The following is a 23,922-nucleotide window of genomic DNA, read 5'->3' as shown; positions in this document are numbered from 1 at the left end:
GATTAGCGTTTAGCTGTCATCGGTCATTAGTCAGTGGTGATATTTATATCTTGCACTCTCAGCACTCGTTCAGGAGAAGTATTGGACAAAAAGGGCATTTGCCTACGGGCGATAATTTATTGCGATCGCCCAAGATTTTTGTCCGAAGGCGAAAGCCCTAATTAAGCAGGCAATCGCCCAGTGGCGACTAATGCCTGATAAACCATAGCAGCTGCCTCGGCTCGTGTGGCTTCTCGATTTGGGTTGAGTTGTGCGGGTGCCGGGTGGTTCACAATGATACCTCTTTGTGTAGCAGCAGCAACAGCAGGGCGAGCATAGGCGGGAATCGCTGCGCGGTCTTCGTACTTGTCTAATAGTTTTTCATCCCCAGAGGCAAAGCCCAATCCACTCACCAGAGAGACAATCAGCTGGACTCTCAGAACCGGCTGCTGAGGGCGGAAGGTTTGGTCGGGAAATCCCGTAATGAAGCCACCGCTATAAGCTTGTTGAATCACCGACTGCGCCCAGAAAGTCGGGGGGATATCGGTAAACTGGATAGCTGGGCGTTTAGAAGTGGGGTTAAAAGCTTTAACTAATAAAGCCGCAAATCCCGCCCGATTGAGTCGATCCTCTGGCTTGAAAGTGCCATCGGCAAAGCCACCCAGCAGGTTTTGATTTGCCAATCCTCGAATAGAATTCTCTGCCCAGTGTCCCTGAATGTCGCTGAAGCTGGGAAGGGACGAGTCGGGATTCACTTCCGGATTGACAATATAGGGAGAAGCGATCGCCTTGACTTCCCCTGTGGTGACTAATGCCTGATAGATGAGTGCAGCAACTTCAGCGCGGGTAATGTCTCGCATCGGTTCAAGTTGTTGAACTTGGGGATAATTCACCACCATGCGCCTCGTGGTGGCAACAGCGACGGCATCTGTGGCGTAGCTGGGAATTTGAGCGCGATCGCCATAAACTCCCAAGACGCTAGAATTGCCCCCCGTAAGTGCCAAACCACTGACTAAAGATGCGATCGCCTGCACCCGCGTTAGATTTTGCCCCGGTCGAAATGTGTTATCTGGAAACCCAGAGATAAAACCCATCGATGCCGCCTTCGCGATCGCCCCCGCCGCCCAAAAATCTGCTGGAATATCCTTGAAACTGCTCTGATTTCCCGGTCGTGGCGGCAAGTTAAAGGTTTTCGCGATCGCTGCGGCATATTGGGCGCGAGTCATTGCCGCTTCTGGCTGAAACGTCCCATCCGGGAAGCCACTCATCAGATTTTTCGCCACTAGCGCCTGAATAAACGCTTCCGCCCAATAACCGGCAACATCGCTAAACTGGGCGGGTCCCATTGTAAAAGTAGCGGCAACCGTCGCCGCCACAAATTCCACCGTTCCCTGCACCCGCACTGGATTCAGCTGATTTCCCGCTGAGACGACCGCGAACCGCGTCAGATTTTGCAGATCGACTTCCCCGTTATCCCGCAAAATATTACCCGCTGGCTCTTGACGGCTCCCTAGCTGTGGTTTTGCCCCATCATTGATAATTAGCCCCGCTTGTGTATTTTTCTCAATGAGATTGCGACGCAGCACCGGGGTCGCGTCACGAGACAGAAAAATCCCCGCCCGATTCGCAAAAATCTTATTATCGGTAATTAGGGGAGCCGCTTGATCTCCAATCAAAATTCCGTAACCCGTTCTCTCTGCCACATTCCGACGCACTTCCCCCTTGGCATTGCGGACGAGAGAAAGACCTGTGGAGGCATTTTGGGTAAATACATTATCTAAAATTGCCGGTTTCGCAGTACCCGTGACAAAGACGCCATCGCGACTGCAACTGGTAAAGGTATTATTCGCCAGCCTTGGCGATGTCGATTCTATCCAAACCCCTGTCCCCTTCGCCCCCCGATTCGTCACTGAAACTCCCCGCAGTTGGGCATCCGTTTCCAGCCGCAGGGTAATATTTTGGGAGCCAAAGCTTGGGCTAATATATTCCCCACTGCCTTCGATTTGAATTCCCTTGCCTTTGCTGGATTCATTCCCTACCACCGTCACCCCAGCCGGGATTACCAGAGGAAATACTTCTCCCCCTGCCGCATTGTAAATCCCAGATGCCAACTGAATCGAAGTTCCGGCTTGAGCCTGTTTCAGGGCACGAGTCAGCGTCTTCAGTGGGGCAGATGAGTTCCCGACACTGTTATCTTTGCCAGTTGCTGGGTTGACATAAAGCATTGGTTGACCCATAAAGTAAAGAGTTTTGAATTTAGTCCTTTGTCATTTGTCCTTAGTTGTTTGCTTTTGACCAATGACCAATAACCAATGACCAATGACCGATGACCCATAATGATCGAAGTTGAAAATTTAAGCAAAATCTATGGCGCGACCCCAGCCATTCAGGATGTCACCTTTAATGTGGAACCTGGGGAAATTTTGGGCTTTTTGGGGCCGAATGGTGCCGGAAAAACGACAACCATGCGGATTTTGGCGGGATATCTACCCGCTTCCAGTGGGACTGCCCGGATTGCTGGGTACGATGTGCATGAAGATTTAATGGCGGTACGGCGGCGGATTGGATATTTACCGGAGACGCCACCTTTGTATCCTGACATGAGCGTGGAGGGATTTTTGCATTTTGTGGCGCGGCTAAAGGGGGTTCCCGGACGCGATCGCAAATCCCAAGTAAATTCAGCAATGGAACGCTGCAACCTCACCGAAAAACGCAAGGTACTCATCCGCAAGCTTTCTAAAGGCTTCCGCCAACGGGTTGGCATTGCCCAAGCGATCGTCCACGACCCACCCGCGATTATTTTAGATGAACCCACGGTTGGTCTCGATCCTCGCCAAATTATCGAGGTTCGCAACTTAATTAAAAGCCTTGCCGGTAGCCACACAATCATTCTCTCCACCCATATTTTGCCGGAAGTTAGCATGACTTGCAGCCGAGTGGCAATTATCAATCGGGGTCGGCTTGTGGCAACGAATAGCCCGGAAAATCTAGTAGCACAGCTAGCGGGCGGATCGGGCTATGAGTTGGAAATCGACGGGGATGTAGAAGCTGTGCAACATATGCTCTTAGTTTTGCCCGGAGTTCGTTTTGTCGAATCCATCCCCAGCCAGGAATTACCGCCCAATCGCACTCTTATCCGTGTAGTATCAGAACCGGGCACAGAACCGGCACGTGATATTGCTGCGGTTTTAATTGGGGCGGGGGTGGCATTGTATGAAATGCGACGCACTCGCGCTAGTCTTGAGGACGTGTTTATCGAACTGACAACCCAAGAAAAGGTCGTCGATATGGATACGGATGAAACCGATGGCAATGGGACATCCCCTCCCTCGCCAGCAGAAGCTACTGCCATCGTTGCCACAGATGAGCAATCTGGAGGAGTTGAATAAATGGGCGTAATTATTAGTAATATTTTGGCGATTTATCGCAAGGAATTGCAGGGCTATTTTGCTTCGCCGCTAGCATATATCGTCGCGGGTGCTTTCTGGTTTTTAGCTGGATTATTCTTCCTCACTGCATTGCAAAGTGAGAGCGATCGCGCTTTGGATATTTATTTTCAAGGGCAGCAAATCGGCGCACCCGTTCCCCCCATTGATGTCGCCTATAACACCCTCCAAAGCTTTCTTGGGGCAATGTTCTTTTTATCGTTATTTATTCTGCCCATTCTCTCAATGGGGCTGTATTCCGAGGAACGCAAGCGAGGGACTTTAGAGCTATTAGCCACTTCGCCAGTCACCAACTGGGCGGTGGCGGTGGGTAAATTGTTGGGGGTAGTGACATTTTTTATCACAATGGTGCTGCCGTTGCTGGCATACGAAGCGATCGCGTTTAATGCATCAAGCCCACCCCTACCCCCAGCGGTGCCGCTATTGGGTCATGCAGCATTAATCTTGGTTGCCACCGCGATTCTTAGCTTGGGAATGTTTATTTCTTCCCTCACCGAAAGCACCATCTTGGCAGCAATTCTTACCTTTGTGCTAATTTTATGCTTCTCGCTGATCGAGCTTTTAGCGAAACTGACCGGCGGCGTTTTAGGAGAGGCATGGAATCATTTATCTTTAGTCAAACATTACAACACTTTAGTCCAAGGTGTGGTTGATACCAGCAGTTTGATTATGTTTGCAAGCTACATTATCTTAGGCGTGTTTCTGACTGCTCAATCTATCGATGCCTTGCGCTATCAGCGTTCTTAAATTGACGAATGGCGAATCGCGAATGGAGTGGTTGCGATGAGAAGACCGAATGCGTGAGATGCAAGTAGCCCACACCTTAAAGGGTGGGGCTTGCGCCTACAAAGACCGCCTTCGAGGTTTCCTGCATCTCGATTGAACAGATCGGCACCCGCAAACCTATCATTGATGAACTGTTACCTAAGCTAAACACTTACCTAAAATCTATTGGCAGCAATTACCAATTACCAATTACTGATTACTGATTAGCCAACATGAAAACCATTAATTGGAAGTATTTAAAATATCTCTTTTTGCTTGGCCCAGTTCTGACAATTACGGGTCTAGTTGCTGGATTGGTATCCAGTAGCTGGGGTTCTGTGCCCGTAGGTTTAATCGTTGCTGGAATTGTAATTATTGGGTTATGGCTGCTATCTTTGGGCGGTTCGCCAAATGGCTTTTGGGGACGCCGGTCAACTCAGGCGGGAACCAATGCTCTAGCAGCAACGCTGGCGGTTTTGGTGATTTTGGGGCTGATTAATTTTCTGGGTGTTCGCCGTGTTGTGCGAGTGGATTTAACGGAAAATCAGCTATTTACCCTTGCCCCCCAGTCGCAGCAATTAGTGCAAAATTTATCGCAGCCAGTCAAGTTGTGGGTATTTGAAGAAAATCCGAATCCTCAAGACCAACAATTGCTGGAAAATTACCGACGATATGGCTCTCAATTTAGTTTTGAATTTGTCGATCCGCAACTGCGACCCGGACTGGCTCAAAGGTTTAACCTAAAATCTCTAGGGGAAGTTTATCTGGAATCGGAGGGACGACGAAAGCTCATCCAGACAGTGAATCCGCAGCGCGGGGAGAGCCTTTCAGAAACAGTGGTGACGAATGCGATCGCCCAAATTACGAGCGATCGCGTTGGCAAGGTTTACTTCCTCCAAGGTCACGGCGAACGGCCCTTACAAGCGGCGCAAGGAAGCATCTCTCAGGCGGTGACTAGCCTGGGAGAGAAAAGCTACACCACTCAACCCCTAGATTTGGCGAAAACTCCAGGAATCCCCCAAGATGCTGACCTCATCGTCATTGCTGGCCCCAAACGGGCGCTGTTTGCGGCTGAAATCACTGCTTTGAGCGATTACCTGAAGCGCGGCGGTAGGCTACTGGTGATGGTAGACCGGAATACCAATCCCGGTCTGGATAACTTGCTCAAAGATTGGGGCGTGAGGCTGGATAATCGTCTTGCCATTGACTTGTCCGGCGGTCAGGCGGGACTGAGTCCGGCGGTGATTATGGTTACGCGCTACGGTCAACATCCGATTACGAAAGATTTTCAGGATGGTCGTTCTTTCTACCCGTTTGCACGACCGATTGAAGTCACTCCCATCGCCGGTATCCAGGCGACGCCTTTGCTGGTGACCAATGACCAGAGTTGGGCTGAGAGCAATCCCGAAAGCGATCGCTTGCAGTTTAATCCCGAAAGCGATCGCCAAGGGCCTTTAATTCTCGGCGTCGCCCTAAATCGCGTCTATCCTCCCCAAAGCGCGTCTGCACCATCCCCAACTCCAACAGCAACTCCAGGGGCGACGACTCCAGGAGCAACCGCTAGCCCCACCCCCAGTGCGTCCCCAAGCCCAACAGCGACGACATCAGCTTCTCCCAGCCCAACCGCAACTGCTAGCCCCAGCCCGTCCCCAACTCCAACGGCGACGACATCAGCTTCTCCCAGCCCAACCGCAACTACTAGCCCCAGCCCGTCCCCAACTCCAACGGCGACGACATCAGCTTCTCCCTCCCCAACCGCAACTGCTAGCCCCAGCGCGTCCCCAAGCCCAACCAATTCACCGGCAAAGACGGCAAATGCTGACCAAAAGCCAACAGAATCCCGTCTAGTTGTCCTCGGTAATTCTGATTTTGCTAGTGATGGTTTATTTGAGCAGCAACTCAATGGAGATGTATTCCTCAACTCCGTCAGCTGGTTAAGCAAACAGGATGAGCAACTTTTATCCATCCGTCCCAAAGAAGTAAAAGACCGTCGCATCAACTTGTCCCAAGACCAAGCCAATCTATTGGGTTGGATAGCTGTGTTGATTATGCCCTTAATCGGGTTCATTACAGCTGGACTGGTTTGGTGGTTCAGACGTTAGTAATTTCAGATTTTGGATTTAATCTAAAATCAACTCGCGTGTTGATTATGAAGCTAAAACGAACAACTTGGATTCTGATACTATTGGCGCTGAGTTTGGGGGGATTCGTTTATTTTTATGAAATTAAAGGTGCCCCCCAGCGAGAAGCAGCACAGGCAAAACAAAAGGAAATCTTTTCTTTTGAAAAAGACCAGATACAGGCTTTGACAGTTAAAAGTCAGGAACAAACCTTGAAGTTTGAGCGAGTCACGCAGGAAGCTGTGGACAAGACGAGTATTTCTCAATGGCAGATGAAATCGCCCAGCGACGTCCCAGCCAGCGATCCATCTGTTTCATACTTGCTAAATTTACTGGTAGATGGCAAGAGCGATCGCACCCTCTCCATCTTCCCTAACCAGCTACAAGAATATGGACTCGACAAACCCCAAGCGACGGTAGAAGTAAGGCTAAATAATCAGCAAACTCATCAGATAATTTTGGGTAAGCCTAACTTCAATAGTAGTTTCTTGTATGCTCAAGTTGACCCCCCTGCACAGACCCCTCAGCAGCTAGAGGTGCTTTTAGTCCCGATAGACTTTGAGTATGGTGTAAAACGTCCTCTGTCAGAATGGAAAGCCAAGGAAGCGGTTCAAAAAAATAGTCCGGATAAAACCTCTGACAAAGCAACACCCTCTCAGTCACCTCAGCCGAGTCCGTCTTCTTCTCCAGCAAGTAAAAAAGATACTTCCGGCAAAAATTCAGACAAAGCAACACCCTCTCAGTCACCTCAGCCGAGTCCTTCTCCTTCCCCGGAAATTAAGAAAGATACTTCCGGCAAAAATTCAGACAAAGCAACACCCTCTCAGTCAAATAAACCTAGTCCCTCCCCCTCTCCAAAAACTACTAAAAACCAGCCTGCTGAAAAAGCAACACCGTCTAAGTCAGATAAGCCGAGTCCTTCTCCTTCCCCAGCAAGTCAGAAAGATACTTTAGACAAAAAACCAGACAAAGCAATACCCGCTAAGTCACCTCAGCCCAGCCCCTCTCCTTCACCAAAAAATAGTAAAACTGAGACTTTAAAAACCGAAAAGTCACCTCAGCCTAGCCCCTCTCCCTCACCATGAACAGCCCCACCGCAACGCTGCTAGTTTCCTGCCCCGATCGACGAGGATTGGTGGCAAAAATTGCTAATTTTATCTACGCTAATGGCGGTAATATTATTCATGCCGATCAGCACACCGATTTTGCGGCTGGGTTATTTCTCACCCGAATTGAGTGGCAGTTAGAAGATTTTAATCTACCGCGTGAGTTGATTGGCCCAGCATTTAACGCGATCGCGCAACCTCTACAAGCCAACTGGCAGTTGCACTTTTCCGACACAGTACCCCGGATTGCCATCTGGGTAAGCAAACAAGATCATTGTCTCTTTGACCTAATTTGGCGTCATAGAGCAAAAGAATTCTCCGCCGAAATTCCACTAATTATCAGCAACCATCCCGATTTACAAGATGTAGCCGCTCAATTTGACATCGACTATCATCACATTCCGATTACCAAAGAAACAAAATCACAGCAGGAAGCCAAACAATTAGAATTACTGCGGCAATACAACATTGATTTAGTTGTGCTGGCAAAATATATGCAAATCGTCAGCCCTGATTTTATTAGTCAATTTCCGCAAATTATTAATATTCATCACTCATTCTTACCTGCATTTGTAGGAGCTAATCCCTATCACAAAGCCTACGAACGCGGCGTCAAAATTATCGGTGCAACGGCTCACTATGTCACCGCCGACTTGGATGCAGGCCCCATTATTGAGCAAGATGTAGTGCGAGTCAGCCACCGAGATGAGGTTGACGATTTGATTCGCAAAGGCAAAGATTTAGAGCGAGTGGTATTAGCGAGAGCGGTGCGATCGCATTTGCGAAATCGCGTGCTGGTATACGGGAATCGCACAGTAGTCTTTGAGTAAGCAATATCTTACTCAAACACCATAATTTTGCTGTTTATTCCCAGATTGAGGCTTTTCAGGAAGACCGAATCTTGACTTCCGTTCTACATCTCCGATTCCTGTAGGATCGAAGCCAATCGGTACTTGATTCAATTCTGCTAATTTTTGGTCAACATAAAGAATAAACCGACTGGTTTCTGGGCGACTAAACTCATTCGGCTTTTCCGGTTCTGCACCAACTGTTGCACCAGTTGCTAAATAGCTGAGTACCTTATTTCTTAGAGAGACGTGTGCGATATATAAATCCCGGCTTGTCGTACTATTTTCATTTTGCCTAAAAATTCCCGGTAAATCGCCAAAAAATATTACAGAACCAGAGGCGACAATAAAGACGTTAATCACAGCATTATTGACTCTATCCCAGCCCTTTTTACTAATAAAGAACAAACAAATTCCTGCAACTAAAGCTGAAGCCGATGTCAAGGAAATTGAGACGTAGTATTGCTGGTAAAAAAAGTCATAATAGTCGCGTATCGATGACTTCGTGCCTGAATTTCTTCAAATTGCTGCTTTAGCCTCGTTTTTTCATCTTCTGAAGCATTTTTTATTCCTTCACTAAGTGGAGTAAAATTCTGTGTAGCTCCCAGCCATTCATTTGCCTTTTTACTCGCAGACCATTGCATTGAAAAGTAACCAATGCCAATTAGCATTAGCAAGCTACTTGTGAGCAAGAGATGTCCCAAGAGAGTTGGTTGTTGATTTGCACCAGTTTCAAAATTTTTTAAAAAGAATTGCCAGAAACGGTTTCCTTTCTGCGTTGAAATTTTTTCTTCGTTTTGTTTGATGGAAGTTGCTTCTAGCTGTTGATTGTCTAACTTATTAGTTTGTGTCATTTTTAAAACCTCTGTAAAAGTATAAGGTATTGTGCTTAAGTTACCTGTTTGAACTTGTAAATTTTGTGTTGGAGGCGATTGCATTTTTCTCGCTCTTATACTGTACAAAAGATACGATCGCGTTCCTACAAGTGGTTTGCTGGCGACCTTTTGTGCCTGAAACTGTTACGCTGGTCGTTGCTTGACAACAGTTTTAACCTGGTTTAGGTAAGAAGTCTACTGATAAAGGTAAAGAATAAGCTTGCAGCAAGTTAGCTATCCACATACAGGCAAGACCGATTGTGGTTGAATAAACAACCAGAAAGAGAAAGTCTAACCCCAGCCTAAAAGCAGCCCACCTTTTATCTGTTTCTTTCCAAGATTTGATGACCTAGAGAGCATTGAGTTCAAACTCTATGATGTCCTGTTTTAGGGAAATCGCGATAGCACAGCTGTTAAAAATAGAGTCAATGCCAGCAAGGACAAAAATACATGCACGTAGTTATTACCAGGAATAAACTAAAAAGGGTAGGGCATTTTCTTTTTTAGCGACAGCTTGTTTATTTTTTTCTGATGTCATATTTTTACTAGTTTCTTTATTTGTTCGTTAACTTCTTGCTTACAGAAACTTTCTACCCGCTTTTGCAAAGCGTAAAGTTTACTGACTTAATCAGTTAAAAATCTGATTGCGTGCATTGCTGGTAGGAGACCTAAAAATACGTCAAGATACATAGGTTTACTCTCTCACTTTTCCTGCCATTCAGTTAAATTTTTGCAGAAAGTTAACTAAAGCTATGTCTCTGTAGAACTTATCACCCTTGTCTTTGAGATTTATGCCAAAAGTTTGGTGTTATGGTGACGGCTAGTGCGATCGCGCCAAGGCTATCCATTTAAGGTTGCAATCTTTGTGTCCGTAAGGCGATCGCGCTAATAAAGATGCGATCGCCATGCAAGCTTTTAACGGAATTCGCTAAGATGGGCAGCGATCGCCCTAATAGCTAGCCTGGGAACTGCTTCACTAAGTCATCTCCGGGAATGATTGTTGTCACGAATCTGTATTCTTTATTGAGCTGGTAACGCTTATCCTGCTTAATCAGTGCCATAAAATCCCTGTGACCTTGCCGGGTGCGTCCTACAAGACAACCAGCACCAGCGTAGCCGATGTCATTGCGCGGATAGTCAAACCCATAGTGCTGATTGATGTCAAACATCCCTGTGTCCAGAAAGTCGCCTTTACGAATAAAGTCTTTGTTTTTGTCCCGGTAAACGGAGACGGGTGACACCTGCTCCAAGGCTTCATGTGGCTCAGCACCACTACCCCAATGAGTACCGACTTTCCAGGCTTTATACTGCCCAAAAGCAATCCGAGCGGCTCCGAATTCTTTGGCTCGTCCTTTCATTGGATTCAGAGTGTAAGCAGTACCGGGTTCTGTGGTTCCTTCCCAGTTTTGCCTAAGAATTGGCACTTCATTCGGAATCTCAATCACCAGGCGGCGGTCGTTGAAATGATTGGGAGCATCGCTATTTAGGCTGCCGTCTGCATCCATGCCCTCAACATAAACAATGTTGTACCTTTGCGGTCCTACCGAAACGCGGTAGTTCATTTTCAACATATAGCGGATGATGCGGGCTTCCAAATTATTTTTGGTTAGATCCACTTCAGGCTTAGGGACGACTGAGGGAGGAGTTTCAATCAATAATTTGGCTGTTACTAACCCAAGAAACCCTCTTTCCTCAGCCACTGCTGGCTCAGATGACTTCATTACATCCTGAAACTCAACCAGAGCGTTAGAAGAAATCGGACCAAACTTGCCATCAGCAGGTGGATCGAGAAACTTAAGCCAAATTAAAACCTCTTGAATATGTGTGGCTAATTCTTCGTCAGCAGCGATCGCTTCAATGCCATAGTCCACACTCTGGTTATTTAGTCGGGCATGGTAGAAAGTTTGCAAACGCATGGCTCTAAACCTCCAAAAGAATAGATGATATGAGTGCTAAAAAAAGACAGTCAGCAAGCGTTAAATCCCTAATCAACGCTCTGGGATTAACGCCTTAGTCAATTGCAAAGTTTTGTACTTAAGGCGGAACGAGTATCCAAAACCACTGCGCTATTTCTGCCGAGTTTTATTCCTAAAAATGGCTAAGCGATCTTTGGATAGGTTCTTAGAACTTTCAAAGGATGGGTGCTGCTGCAACAGGAGTTGTCGATGCTGGCTGTGAAGAACCGCTCAATGGCGTCCAACCTGGTAGCTTCTTGTGTGCATCCAGCGCCGCCCAAGTCAGCGGTCCTACATCACCATCGTCATTCAGTCCCACGCTTCTTTGAAACTTCATGATGATGCGCTCTGTTGCTGAATCAAAATCGTTATTAACAGTGAGAGGCTCAAACCCACAGCCATTAACTGTATGTTGAGCAACACCCACCCAAAACCCTTTGTCACCAAAGCGGAGGATCGGTCGTTGCCCATTCGTCAGTGGCGGTACAGCAGGTTGTACTGGATCGAAGCTGATATGTCCGAGGTGTTCGATTCGCTTGAGGATGGCAGCGACTCCTACCTGCGAAGAACCTGCATTTGGATCGAAGCGACCATCTGCGGTGAACTTGCCTTTAGTCCAGTGATTAGTCTTAGACCAAAGATAAGGCGAACGTCGTGGCGGTGTCGAGTTGCGTCCTGCACCTGTCTGATAACCCCAGCCGTTATATCTCTCGCAGTACCAAAGAATTTCTTCCGGAGTATCTAAGAAATTGACCTCATCTGTGCGTTTCATTGCCAAAGCATCAGCCGCCGACTCTTCCCAGGTAAAGGAAGGAGATCCTGAAATCGGTCTTCCATCTGGAACGTTCCTAGTTCTAGCACTGAGGCGATCGCCGTTGTGGAGATGCCCCTTAAAGGAAAGCGAGGCTTCAAGGCTATGAATAGCAGCAATGACGGGCCACCACACGCCACTTTCGCGCTGCGCCTGTTCGTACCGACCCCGGTTAGGTATAATCCTGGAAACAACTGCATCTGTGGCGCTTAAATCAGTTATTTTAACGGTGCGCCAAAGTTGCTGATAAGTATCTTTTATTTCTGTAAATTGCATTGCTTTTCCTTTTGCTTGATTAAGGTTTTCGTTTGTGCATAAACCCAAGTTAAGCTTTCTGTACTATGCTTGACAGTCGGAAAAGGTCATGAGAAATGTCAGAGCGATGTCAGATAAATGTCATCAAGATGGCAAAATAAATCCTGACAATCTCGTATACAAAAAGCTAGGACTGATTTTATAAAGGGAATTCCAAGCTTTTACACGTAATCCTTAAGAAAGTTTTTGAAGTTAGAAGGCAATCTAGATCGGGTAATGCAACTACTACCCGCTATTTGTGGAATTTAAAATCGCTCACATTTACTGCTGAGGCAAGTTTTAATAAATGACTGTTGAAGAAGCGCTAGAAATTGTCGAGACCGTTCTAGCTCAAGGACGTTTAAACAAAGTTCAAAAAATCGTCTTTGAGGAATCTTGGGAAGGGCAGTCTTACGAGGAGATTGCAAAAAAAAATACTTACGATCCTGGTTACGTTAGGGATGCTGGTTCTAAGTTGTGGAAGTTACTCTCAGAGGCATTTGGAGAGAAGGTAACAAAAAATAATTTGCAGTTAGTCTTGAAGGGGTATTCGCGCCGCGTCTTGTCATTGCAGCAGATGCCAGAAGTGGTGTCTAATCCGATTGCTCCTTCAATAGTGATCGCTCATAAACGTCAAGATTGGGGAGAGGCGGTTGACGTATCGCTTTTCTACGGACGCACAGAAGAACTCGCTACCCTAGAACAGTGGATCGTGAGCGATCGCTGTCGTCTAGTAGCATTACTGGGCATGGGCGGTATTGGTAAAACTTCTCTATCTGTGAAGCTGGTAGAACAAATTCACAATGAGTTTGATTATCTGATCTGGCGAAGTCTCCGCAATGCCCCACCCGTTCAAGATATTCTGGCAGACATCATCAAATTCCTATCCAACCAACAAGAAACTGATTTACCAGAAACCGTAGACGGTAAAGTATCGCGGCTGATTGAGTATTTACGCTCATCGCGCTGTCTGCTGGTACTGGATAATGTTGAGTCGATTTTACGTGAGGGCGATCGCGCTGGACATTACCGAGAAGAATACGAGGGTTATGGACAGCTATTAAGATGTGTGGCAGAAACAAACCATCAAAGCTGCTTGGTGCTAACCAGTCGGGAGAAACCCAAAGGAATAGCATCCAAGGAAGGCAAAACATTGCCAGTTAGAGCTATGCAACTAGCTGGTTTGACAGAAGTAGAAGGGTATAAAATTTTTCATGCCAAAGGTTTCTTAGTTTCAGAAGAAGAGCTAAAACTCCTAATGACTCGTTATCGAGGCAATCCACTAGCCTTGAAGATAGTTGCTACGACTATTCAAGAGTTATTTGATGGTAATATTTCTCAATTTCTAGAACAAGGCACATCAGTTTTTGGTGATATTTGGGATCTTTTAGACCATCAGTTTAATCGCTTGTGTACTTTAGAAAAGCAGATTATGTACTGGCTGGCAATCAATCGAGAGTGGGTTTCGCTACTAGAACTGCGAGAGGATATTGTACCACCAGTATCGCAACGTGAACTATTGGAAGCGCTGGAATCTCTACAACGGCGATCGCTGATAGAGAAAAAATCAGCAACTTTTACGCAACAGCCTGCGGTTATGGAATATATGCTCAACCGTTTAATTGAGCAGGTCTGCGAAGAAATTAAAAACAAACAAATAAAATTATTCAACAGCTATGCTCTCATTAAGGCTCAAACAAAAGACTACATTAGAGAAGCTCAGTTACACTTTATAGTTCAACCACTGCTAGATAGGTTGACGGCTATCTTTCGGTACGAAAACAAGATTATAGATTGTTTATCTAAAACTTTATTCACATTGCGAGATAATTTGCCTATAGAACCAGGATATGTAGGGGGAAATCTTCTCAATCTGCTTTGTCAACTACAGACAGATTTAAGTGGTTACGATCTTTCCTATCTAACTGTTTGGCAAGCTTATCTGAGGAATGTAAGTTTACATTATGTTAATTTCCAGAATGCCGATTTAGCTAAATCAGTTTTTACTGAAACCTTCGGCAGCATTTTGTCAGTTGCCTTTAGTCCAGATGGAAAACTTTTAGCTACAGCAGGTGAGACTGGCGAGATTCACCTGTGGCAAGTTTCAGATATGAAGCCACTTTTGACCTGTAAAAGTCATCTCCGTTGGATACTGTCAATCGCCTTTAGCCCGGATGGTCAAATCTTAGCCAGTTCCAGTGACGACCGAACGGTGAAGCTGTGGGATGTCCGTGACGGTAAGTGCCTGAGAACTTTGGAAGGTCATAGCAGTTGGGCTTGGTCAATTGCCTTTAGCCCAGATGGTCAAATCTTAGCGAGTTCCAGTGATGATAGAACGATTAAGCTATGGGATGTCCACACGGGTGAAGTTTTAAAAACTTTGCAGGGACACGGGAGTTTAGTTCGTACAGTTACCTTTAGCCCCGATGGTCGCACCTTAGCCACTGGCAGTAATGACTGCACTGTAAAGTTATGGGATGTTAGCAAGGGGAGCAGAGGGTTTGAAACTCACCCTTACAAAACCTTGGAGGGACATACTCATTGGGTACAGTCAATTGCTTTTAGTCCTGATGGTCGCACCTTAGCCACTGGCAGCGATGATTGCACTGTAAAGTTGTGGGATGTCAGTAAGAGTAGGGGCGAGTTTCAAACCCGCCCCTACAAAACTTTGGAGGGACATACTTCTTTAGTGCAATCAATTGCTTTTAGTCCTGATGGTCGTACCCTAGCGAGTAGCAGTCACGACCAGACAGTAAAGCTGTGGGATACCACTACCGGACAATGCCTTAAAACTTTGCAAGGACACGCGAGTCAGGTTTGGTCAGTTGCCTTTAGTCCCGATGGTCGTACCTTAGCGAGTGGCAGTGACGACCGAACGGTAAAGTTATGGGATGTCCACATGGGTCAAGTTTTGAGAACTCTATGGGGATACACGAATCGAGTGCGATCGGTCGCCTTCTGTCCTCAAGGTAAGACCTTAGCGAGTGGTAGTGGTGACGCTACAGTGAAGTTGTGGAATGTTTCGGATGGTGTAAAGACCCTGCATACAACGTCTCTACAAACTTTGCAGGGGCATAGTCACTGGGTGTTGTCAGTTACCTTTACTCCTCAAGGTAAAACCTTGGCTACTGCTAGCTGCGATCGCACTATCAGGCTGTGGGATGTCAGTAGCGGTCGATGCCTCAAAATATGCCGAGGGCATACCAACTGGGTATTGTCAGTTGCTTTTAGTCCTCAAGGTAAGACTCTGGTTAGTAGCAGTGGCGACCGTACCGTCAGGTTGTGGGATGTCGGTAGCGGTGAATGTCTGAAAACTTTGCAGGAGTTTACTAACTGGGTTTGGTCAGTTGTGTTTGACCCGGAAGGGAAAACTTTGGCGACTGGGAGTGGAGATCGCACTGTCAGGTTGTGGGATGTCAGTAGCGGTGAATGTTTGAAAACTTTGCAAGGGCATACCAACGGGGTTTGGTCTGTTGCCTTCAGTCCCAATGGTCAGATTCTCGCTAGTGCTAGCGATGACCGGACTGTCAGGTTGTGGGATGTCAGTAGCGGTGAATGTTTGAAAACTTTGCAAGGGCATACCAACGGGGTTTGGTCTGTTGCCTTTAGTCGAGATGGTCAAATTCTCGCGAGTGCTAGCGATGACCATACTGTCACGTTGTGGGATGTCAGTACAGGGCAATGCTTGAAAACGTTGCAGGGACATACCAATGGAGTTTGGTCAGTTGTCTTCAGTCCAGATGGACAAATACTCGCGAGTGCTGGGCAAGATGAAATGATTAAGCTTTGGGATGTAACGACAGGCGAGTGCGTGAACACCTTGAGAAGTGAAAGACCCTACGAAGGTATGAATATTACTGGCGTTACAGGTTTAACAGACGCGCAGAAAGCGACCCTGAAAGCGCTGGGGGCAGTAGCGTTGAAATGATATTTTCCTCATCCTCTGCAATCCTGGGTGTAATTATATTCGCCTGTAACTCCGACTAGAAATGACTTTCTCCTAAATCGCCCTTCCCCCTCTGCCTGGAAAGCTCTGGTTTTCCGGATGGAGTGTCACAAGTTCGTATTTATATGAATAACTCCCGACGTTGATCCTTCGATTCGCTACATTGGTGTAGAACGCCATTTAGCATTCCGCCGCAAGCGGGAACCATTGTCAAAGTGGCAGCGTCTTGGAGGGTTAGGATGTTTTAACCCCTATATCCATCCATGACTCAATCGATTCCTGTATCCTGGTCAACAGCTGAAGCAACGGTTTCTCAAGCGCCGGTGCAACCTGAAAAACTGTCAAACTACGATCTAATTCTGCATTGTCAGGCGGGGCTGCGTCCTGACCGCGCTGCCTTTGCCGAACTTTTGCGCCGGTATCAGTCTCATGTCGATAAGATTTTGTACCATCTGGCTCCAGATTGGCAGGATCGGGCAGATTTAGCTCAAGAAGTCTGGATTCGGGTTTACCGCAATATTAAGCGGTTGCAGGAGCCAGTCAAGTTCCGGGGATGGTTGAGCCGGATTGCCACGAACCTGTTTTATGATGAGCTGCGTAAACGCAAACGGGTGTCTCATCCGCTGTCGTTAGATGCGCCTCGCATGATGGATGACGGCGAAATGGATTGGGAAATTGCATCTGACAATCCAAGTCCCGACGAAGACATGACGACGCGGGAATTTTATGAACAGCTGCATGAAGCGATCGCCGATCTGCCAGAGGTGTTTCGCACTACCATCGTCCTGAGAGAAATCGAAGGCATGGCTTATGAAGAAATTGCCGAAATCACAGGTGTCTCCCTGGGAACGGTAAAATCTAGAATTGCTAGAGCGCGTCAGCGCCTGCAATCTCAGCTGCAAAACTACCTAGACGGAAATTAATCTAACTTAGGGATAGAATCTGGTTTCAGCTATTCGGTGGATTCGTACCTCCGGGGTTGCCGATTATCTTTAAAGCAGTAGGATAGCCTTCCTTGTTCGCTGAAGTGCTGCAAGGTGTGGCTTCCAAGAAACGATTTCAGATAGGTCGTGAAAAAAGGGTAAATTTTTACTGGGTGCGATCCCTTGCTAAAAACTAGACTAAGCGTAAATCGTTAAGTTCACCCTTGGTTGTCACGGATTAAGTCAGCTCCCCATTACTTGTGTTTTACTTCTTGGCAAAACAGTTAAGATTGTAATGAAATACAAGTTTCTACGTATATACTGAATGTGGCAAAGATTAGTGACTGCTCTGCTTTCCTATTGTGTGACTTGCTGGTGATGTGAAAATGACCTCTGATTTGAACAATCGTAAGGATTCTGGACAGCGGTGCCCTGCAAACGCACAAGTCTCTAAGGAGATGGATATTTTGCAACGCGATCGCTTTGAATTGCTCAGTGCTTACTTAGATAGTGAAGTAACCGCTGACGAGCGCAAACAAGTTCAGGAATGGCTTAAAAGTGACCCCAAAATGCAGTGTTTGTATACCAGACTGGTGAAGTTACGCCAGGGTTTACAAACAATTCCCGTTCCAGAGTCCGAGCAATCAGCACAACAGGCTATCAATCAAGTTTTCGGACGCATCAACCGCCGCCGATCCCAACGGGTTGCTGCGTGGGGCGGTGCAGCGATCGCAGCTTTGTTTGTCGGTGCTTTGTCAGGAATTCTTCCGGGTAATCACTCCCTGAGTCCCCAACTAGCAAAAGCTCCCATCTCAGAGACGGCAGCAGAGCCTTTGATGGTTGCCCTGAATCACCCCGCAGTGGAGATTCCCAAAGCAGCAGTCGCGGCTCCAGAAAAATTTGTGAAGCCATCAGTAGATGGATCTGACGCCAAGGGATATCAGAATTAATCTGCTCTGACTTAAAAAATATTGGGTAATGAGTGATGAGTTTTGGAATGAACTCATCACTCATTATTTTTTAAGCGGCTCCACCACCCAGAGGGCAGCAGAACCCCTTTTTGGTGTCGAACTTGAGCGGGGGTCATTAAGTAAGTCCAAGCCATTGCTAGCGGCTGCCCAGATAGGTTATAGGTTTCAATTTGGTGGCGGTTATATTCATTTTGTGCCTCTGGGCGATGAGGGTCATAACCTTCCAGATTATCAAGTGTCTGTAACACAGTTGAATCGGGAAACGTGAGTAAGAATCCGTGAATTTCTGCACTGCCAGGGATCATCGCGGGATACCCTCCTGGGAGGGAAAAAAGTTCACCGAATGCGATCGCTCTTTTTTCTTCCATTACCTTTCCAGCACAGTATCGCTCGTAATTGCACTCTCCAGGTTTCAAAGTGCCGTAAACAAAAACTTGTAAATTACTCACAATCTACTTGCCATAGATATGTAAAACATTGCTGCTAAAAAAATATTACTCTTGCTTAACACCGTAATTTCAAATAATTTATTAACCCCTATTCTTACTCTTTCTTCACGTTCTATATCGCTAATACATATAGGCTACCGTCCTTCGAGCATAGCAACGCGATCGCTAGTGCCTTCTAAGGGCAAAGCGCAGGCTCCGCAAACGCAGTTTTTTCAAAAAATCTCCACTCAATCAAATAGGATTGCGATAAACACTGATAATCCTTAGTGCAGTTCAGCTCCTATCTGCGTAGGATGTGGATATCTTCGGCGTCAGCAAAAAACAGAAAAATTTAAATCGATAGTGTAGCCTACCGTCCAGACTATGGTGAACAGTTGTGTCAGAATATTGAGGCAAACACGATTACTAATCCAGCAGGAGTTTTTTCCGTGGAGTCCCGTTACAACCCAGCAGCAATCGAGGAAAAGTGGCAACAAACTTGGGCAGAACAAAGCTTAGATCAAACCCCCACAGATAGCACTAAGCCCAAGTTCTATGCTCTGTCCATGTTCCCCTATCCATCGGGCAGCCTGCACATGGGACACGTCCGCAACTACACCATCACGGATGTGATTGCCCGACTCAAGCGGATGCAAGGGTATCGCGTACTCCATCCGATGGGTTGGGATGCCTTTGGTTTGCCAGCCGAAAATGCCGCTATTGACCGGGGTATTGCTCCCGGAAAATGGACTTATCAAAATATTGCTCAGATGCGGCATCAATTGCAGCAATTAGGGCTTTCAATCGACTGGAACCGCGAAGTTGCTACCTGTTCGCCGGATTATTACAAGTGGACGCAGTGGATCTTCTTGCAGTTTTTAAAAGCTGGACTGGCTTACCAGAAAGAAGCCGCCGTCAATTGGGACCCCATCGACCAGACGGTGCTGGCAAATGAACAAGTCGATAGCGAAGGCAAATCTTGGCGTTCCGGTGCCAAAGTCGAACGGAAAATGTTGCGGCAGTGGTTCCTGAAAATTACCGACTACGCCGAGCAATTGCTCAACGATTTGGACAAATTGAGCGGATGGCCCGATCGAGTCAAGTTGATGCAGGCGAACTGGATTGGTAAATCCACTGGCGCTTACTTAGAGTTTCCGATTGTCGGGTTGGATGAAAAAATTGGGGTTTTCACCACTCGTCCCGATACCGTCTATGGCGTGACTTACGTGGTGCTAGCGCCAGAACATCCTTTGACCGCCAAAGTAACGACTCCAGATCAAAAAGAGGCGGTAGAAGTATTTATCCAAGAAGTAGCCCAACAAAGCGAATTGGAACGCACCGCAGAGGATAAGCCAAAGCGCGGCATTCCAACTGGCGGGAAGGCGATGAATCCTTTTACAGGCGAAGAGATTCCCATCTGGATTGCCGACTACGTATTGTACGAGTACGGAACTGGGGCGGTGATGGGTGTTCCAGCCCACGATACGCGGGACTTCCGATTTGCTAAGGAGCAGAATCTCCCCATTCAGGTTGTAATTGTGCCGCCAGGAGATGATGTAGAGACGGGAAATTTCGGGTCTTTACAGCAGGCTTATACCGAACCTGGGATTGTGGTGAATTCAGACCGATTCAATGGGATGGATTCGACGGAAGCGAAAACAGCAATTGTTCAATACGCAGAAAAACAGGGTTGGGGGAAAGCGCGGGTGCAGTATCGCCTGCGAGATTGGTTAATTTCCCGGCAACGCTATTGGGGGGCACCCATTCCGGCAATTCACTGTCCCAGCTGCGGTACGGTGCCGGTGCCGGATGAAGACTTGCCGGTTCGATTGCCGGAAGAGGTAGAATTCACGGGTCGCGGGGCGTCTCCGTTGGCTCAGATGGAAGCTTTTGTCAATGTCCCTTGTCCCGCTTGCGGCACACCAGCCAAACGGGAGACGGACACGATGGATACATTTATTGATTCATCGTGGTATTTCTTGCGCTATCCCGATGCGAAGAACGAACAGCAAGTTTTCGACCCAGCAAAAACTAATGACTGGATGCCGGTAGACCAGTATGTGGGCGGGATTGAACACGCAATTTTGCACTTGTTGTACTCGCGGTTCTTTACCAAGGTTTTGAGAGACTGCGGTCTTTTAAACTTTGACGAACCCTTCCAACGCCTACTAACTCAGGGCATGGTGCAGGGCACTACCTACAAAAATCCTGCCTCTGACAAATACATTCCAGCGGCACAGGTAGACCCAGCCGATCCAAAAGACCCAGAAACGGGGGAACCGTTGCAAGTCTTTTATGAAAAGATGTCCAAGTCGAAGTACAACGGCATCGATCCAGAGGAAGTCCTCGCCAAGTACGGGGCAGATACGGCGCGGATGTTTATCTTGTTCAAGGCACCCCCAGAAAAAGATTTGGAATGGGATGATGCCGACGTTGAGGGACAATTTCGCTTCCTCAACCGCGTCTGGCGATTGGTGGCAGAATTTGTCGCTCATCCCTCTAGCCCCCCAGATAAAGGCAGGGAGATGAATAAGGGCGAAAAAGACTTGCGACGGGCAATTCACGGGGCGATTCAAGCAGTTACGGAAGATTTAGAGGGCGAGTATCAATTCAATACAGCGATTTCTGAGTTAATGAAGTTGAGCAATTCTTTAGCTGATGCCAAATGCAAAGACTCGCCAGTGTATGCCGAAGGGATAGAAACTCTGATTCACCTGATGGCTCCTTTTGCTCCTCACATTGCTGAAGAACTTTGGAACACAATCGGTCACAGCGATTCGGTACATACCCAAACTTGGCCTACCGTCGATCCGGCTGCCTTGGTGGTCGATGAAATCACGCTGGTGATTCAAGTCATGGGCAAAACCCGTGGGGCGATTCAAGTGCCCGCTGATGCGAATCGGGAAGCTTTAGAACAGTTCGCCCGTGAGTCAGAAGTTGCTCAGCGGTTCATCGAAGGCAAGGAAATTAAAAAGGTGATTGTGGTGCCTGGAAAGTTGGTGAATTTCGTGGTGGGTTGAAACAAGAGACTACGCGATCGCACTCGTGCCATCTCGGTTCAGAAAAAGAGCGCGATCGCAATTCCATCAAATTGCCAAAGCGTCACATCATTTTCAATAATCCTCGTGCTTGAACTTCTCAAAGTCTTTGGGCGAAACTTGTTCTTCAGCAGCTGCCTGACCAATCTTGCTCTGGACTAGATTGCTCTGGAATCAGAAGAAAGTTTTGATAACTGGTTGCAAGTCTAAAAATCACCCATTCAGGTGAGTCAGCTGGATGAAGTACTCAAGTGTCTGGGATAAGAGAATTTGGTGTTACGCAAGGCACGATGTCACATCAAATGTTTTGGTAAGGTTTATTAGGAGTTGGGGTAGCGATCGGGATGAAAAGCGTATGCATTTTTTGCGGTTCCAATAAAGGCTTACGACCCGCCTACGCGGAGGCAGCCCAGCAAATGGGTGAAGCGCTAGCACTCCGAGGAATTAGTCTAGTCTACGGTGGTGGAAATGTTGGATTAATGGGAATAGTTGCCGATGCGGCACTAGCAGCAGGAGGTGAGGTCATTGGTGTGATTCCTAAAGCCTTAGTGGACAAGGAAATTGCTCACAGGGGTCTAACCGATCTGCGAGTTGTTGGTTCAATGCACGAGCGCAAAGCCTTAATGGCAGAACTGTCGGATGCTTTTGTGGCACTACCAGGAGGCTATGGAACGTTTGAGGAATTTTGCGAGGTGCTGACTTGGGCACAACTAGGCATACACCAAAAGCCATGCGGTCTGCTGAATATCGAGGGTTATTATGACCACCTGATTGCGTTCTTCGATCGCGCGGTTGGCGAAGCGTTTTTGCGTCCTCAGCACCGTTCGCTTGTGCTGGAAGAGCAGGAACCGATGCTACTACTTGATACGCTGGCTGGATATCAACCGCTCTTAATCGATAAGTGGATTGGTCTTAACGAGACTTGACCAAGAAGGCGCTAGTGCAGCGACAGCAAAGTAACTGACCACTTCCTGGAAACGAGGGGATGAGGGGGTGAGGGGGTGATATCAACTGATCACTTACTTCTGCCGTGATGCACTAGGGAGTGGGGCTAGAGCGTTGGAAAGAGAAGAGGACTAGACCAAGGTGGCAGAAATAACCCAGAGGGTGAAATTCTCCTCCTCACCCTCTCACCCCCTCACCCCCTCATCAGCGCTGGAACTGGGAAACTAAGGCTTCAACTTGATCTACGCAGTCGATAGATGTCACTGAGTTTGGGTCGATGTTTGGCGGTAATTTCAGCTGCTTGAAGCGTTTCTTTGTAAATGAGGTTGTATAGCGGTGATAGGTGAGCAACTTGCGGTTGAAGTCCTCAACCGCCTGGGAGGGTGACGTTTCAGGACTTGAGCTACCTGTTTCTAACGGTTGCATTCCGTTAATGGAAGGTACGGAAACATCTGACAGCTCACGATTAATCTGCTCGGATCTAGGTGTATAGCTAATCAGCTTCATTAAAACGTTTTGCTGTACGTTTGTGTCTTCCATTAAGTCTCCGATTGCATAGCCCGCCCTGTTGAGCATCGTATATTTTTTTGCCTCACCTAACTTAATCGACTGGTTACTGAACCCTGTACCAATTGAAATCAGCAAGAGGTTATCGGTACCCGTTTCCCAACCAATTCCATATTCTTTTTGAGTTGCTTCCACAAACAACTGGAATGATGGGTTGTTAAACATACTCACAGCACCATCAACAAATTCATACTCTTGATTGCCGACAGCAAACATATGAGGCGGGAAAAAAGTTGGTGCAGCAGAACTTGCTCAAACGATATGCCAGAGTGGAATTTCGCTATTACTCTTGAAGAATTGGTTATTTGGATGGTTAACGAGGAACCAGGCTCCATCAGTTGTTACATTCTTGGAAACAATCATCAAGAGTGTTTTCAGTTGATCTGATCCAAGGGTGATGTCACCTAGAATAGACTTTATATTTTGCTCTAGCGGCCCTGAATCGTACTTTGACCACAGTTGCCCGAGCAGCCAACGTTTACTAAACATTGTCTGAGCATCGTTATAAAAAATATCACGCAATGCTCACGCTGACATTCCTTTAGCGAGTCCTGCTGCTAAAATTGCACCTGCACTCGTGCCGCTAATGAAGTCGAAGTAATCAGCCAAACACTTCCAAGGCGAGTTAGGTTGGTTGCAGAGTATGTCTTCTAACTTAATTAGAATTTCAGCAACGATCAATCCGCGAATACCGCCACCATCCATTGACACTAAGCGCTTGGGTCGTTTTAAATTCAATTTGTTCAAGGTTATTGCTTATTCCTTAGACCTCCTGCATGAATCAGGAGGCAGGTGCCAGTTCGTAGTTCAGCAAGCCAGCAATTAGGTTTAAGCGCAAACCAAATCTCTGCCTGCGATTGCGATAACGTCCTGAAAAAATGCGAAAAATCTTGAAGCGGCGAATC

At 47.0% G+C, this 23,922-nt stretch carries 18 protein-coding genes and 1 pseudogene; 10 read left to right on the top strand and 9 right to left on the bottom strand.

Features of this window, described 5'->3' with window-relative positions; all coding sequences use genetic code 11:
- Positions 1-161: 161 nt before the first annotated feature.
- Positions 162-2,216 (bottom strand): S-layer homology domain-containing protein, encoded by a 2,055-nt coding sequence (locus tag NDI33_RS17420; protein ID WP_190677422.1) that lies wholly within the window; start codon positions 2,214-2,216, stop codon positions 162-164.
- Positions 2,217-2,315: 99 nt separating this feature from the next.
- Here NDI33_RS17420 and NDI33_RS17415 point away from each other — a divergent pair, with 99 nt between their 5' ends.
- From NDI33_RS17415 to purU, 5 genes are all read left to right on the top strand, one after another.
- Positions 2,316-3,368 (top strand): ABC transporter ATP-binding protein, encoded by a 1,053-nt coding sequence (locus tag NDI33_RS17415; protein ID WP_190677420.1) that lies wholly within the window; start codon positions 2,316-2,318, stop codon positions 3,366-3,368.
- Positions 3,369-4,172: an ABC transporter permease gene (locus NDI33_RS17410; protein WP_190677418.1), complete on the top strand. Its 804-nt coding sequence runs from the start codon at positions 3,369-3,371 to the stop codon at positions 4,170-4,172.
- Between the two features lie 251 nt (positions 4,173-4,423).
- Entirely contained in the window at positions 4,424-6,292 is a 1,869-nt protein-coding gene (locus NDI33_RS17405) for a Gldg family protein (RefSeq protein WP_190677416.1), read from the top strand.
- A 47-nt stretch (positions 6,293-6,339) separates the two neighbouring features.
- The gene (locus NDI33_RS17400) at positions 6,340-7,395 is read left to right on the top strand and encodes a DUF4340 domain-containing protein (protein ID WP_190432160.1); all 1,056 of its coding nucleotides are present in this window, start codon (positions 6,340-6,342) and stop codon (positions 7,393-7,395) included.
- Entirely contained in the window at positions 7,392-8,246 is an 855-nt protein-coding gene (purU, locus tag NDI33_RS17395; protein ID WP_190666742.1) for a formyltetrahydrofolate deformylase, read from the top strand. Before NDI33_RS17400 ends, purU begins: the two co-directional genes overlap by 4 nt.
- A 12-nt stretch (positions 8,247-8,258) precedes the next feature.
- Here purU and NDI33_RS17390 read toward each other — a convergent pair whose 3' ends face one another.
- From NDI33_RS17390 to NDI33_RS17375, 4 genes are all read right to left on the bottom strand, one after another.
- Positions 8,259-8,627 (bottom strand): hypothetical protein, encoded by a 369-nt coding sequence (locus tag NDI33_RS17390; RefSeq protein WP_190677414.1) that lies wholly within the window; start codon positions 8,625-8,627, stop codon positions 8,259-8,261.
- Positions 8,628-8,704: 77 nt separating this feature from the next.
- Positions 8,705-9,202 (bottom strand): hypothetical protein, encoded by a 498-nt coding sequence (locus NDI33_RS17385; protein ID WP_190677412.1) that lies wholly within the window; start codon positions 9,200-9,202, stop codon positions 8,705-8,707.
- 893 nt (positions 9,203-10,095) lie between these two features.
- Positions 10,096-11,055, bottom strand: coding sequence for a peptidoglycan-binding domain-containing protein (locus NDI33_RS17380; RefSeq protein WP_190677410.1), 960 nt, complete (start codon positions 11,053-11,055; stop codon positions 10,096-10,098).
- Positions 11,056-11,269: 214 nt separating this feature from the next.
- Positions 11,270-12,181 (bottom strand): peptidoglycan-binding protein, encoded by a 912-nt coding sequence (locus tag NDI33_RS17375; RefSeq protein ID WP_190677408.1) that lies wholly within the window; start codon positions 12,179-12,181, stop codon positions 11,270-11,272.
- Between the two features lie 325 nt (positions 12,182-12,506).
- Here NDI33_RS17375 and NDI33_RS17370 point away from each other — a divergent pair, with 325 nt between their 5' ends.
- The 3 genes from NDI33_RS17370 (at position 12,507) to NDI33_RS17360 (ending at position 18,018) form a co-directional block, all read left to right on the top strand.
- Positions 12,507-16,127, top strand: coding sequence for an NB-ARC domain-containing protein (locus NDI33_RS17370; RefSeq protein WP_190677406.1), 3,621 nt, complete (start codon positions 12,507-12,509; stop codon positions 16,125-16,127).
- A 281-nt stretch (positions 16,128-16,408) separates the two neighbouring features.
- A complete protein-coding gene (locus tag NDI33_RS17365; protein WP_190414997.1) occupies positions 16,409-17,068 on the top strand; it encodes a sigma-70 family RNA polymerase sigma factor in 660 nt (219 codons plus the stop codon).
- 386 nt (positions 17,069-17,454) lie between these two features.
- On the top strand, positions 17,455-18,018 hold the full coding sequence (locus NDI33_RS17360) for a Fis family transcriptional regulator (RefSeq protein ID WP_242033220.1): 564 nt from the start codon (positions 17,455-17,457) through the stop codon (positions 18,016-18,018).
- Between the two features lie 56 nt (positions 18,019-18,074).
- Here the strand turns inward: NDI33_RS17360 and NDI33_RS17355 are convergent, their stop codons facing one another.
- The gene (locus NDI33_RS17355) at positions 18,075-18,488 is read right to left on the bottom strand and encodes a gamma-glutamylcyclotransferase (protein ID WP_190677402.1); all 414 of its coding nucleotides are present in this window, start codon (positions 18,486-18,488) and stop codon (positions 18,075-18,077) included.
- A gap of 428 nt (positions 18,489-18,916) precedes the next feature.
- Here NDI33_RS17355 and leuS point away from each other — a divergent pair, with 428 nt between their 5' ends.
- Positions 18,917-21,487 (top strand): leucine--tRNA ligase, encoded by a 2,571-nt coding sequence (gene leuS / locus NDI33_RS17350; RefSeq protein WP_190677399.1) that lies wholly within the window; start codon positions 18,917-18,919, stop codon positions 21,485-21,487.
- A gap of 362 nt (positions 21,488-21,849) precedes the next feature.
- On the top strand, positions 21,850-22,431 hold the full coding sequence (locus NDI33_RS17345; RefSeq protein ID WP_190677397.1) for a TIGR00730 family Rossman fold protein: 582 nt from the start codon (positions 21,850-21,852) through the stop codon (positions 22,429-22,431).
- Positions 22,432-22,654: 223 nt separating this feature from the next.
- On the opposite strand, the gene NDI33_RS17340 is transcribed toward NDI33_RS17345, so the two are convergent.
- The 3 genes and pseudogenes from NDI33_RS17340 to NDI33_RS17330 form a co-directional block, all read right to left on the bottom strand.
- The gene (locus NDI33_RS17340; protein WP_190677395.1) at positions 22,655-23,233 is read right to left on the bottom strand and encodes a hypothetical protein; all 579 of its coding nucleotides are present in this window, start codon (positions 23,231-23,233) and stop codon (positions 22,655-22,657) included.
- Positions 23,234-23,542: 309 nt separating this feature from the next.
- Entirely contained in the window at positions 23,543-23,764 is a 222-nt protein-coding gene (locus tag NDI33_RS17335) for a patatin-like phospholipase family protein (protein ID WP_190432011.1), read from the bottom strand.
- Between the two features lie 34 nt (positions 23,765-23,798).
- Positions 23,799-23,922, bottom strand: a pseudogene (locus NDI33_RS17330) (IS5/IS1182 family transposase); the annotation flags it as partial.

This window comes from Trichocoleus sp. DQ-A1 (assembly GCF_039961955.1).
GTDB lineage: Bacteria > Cyanobacteriota > Cyanobacteriia > Cyanobacteriales > FACHB-T130 > FACHB-T130.
The sequence above is the reverse complement of the archived record's forward strand: the minus strand, read 5'-3'. Positions and strand labels throughout refer to the sequence as shown.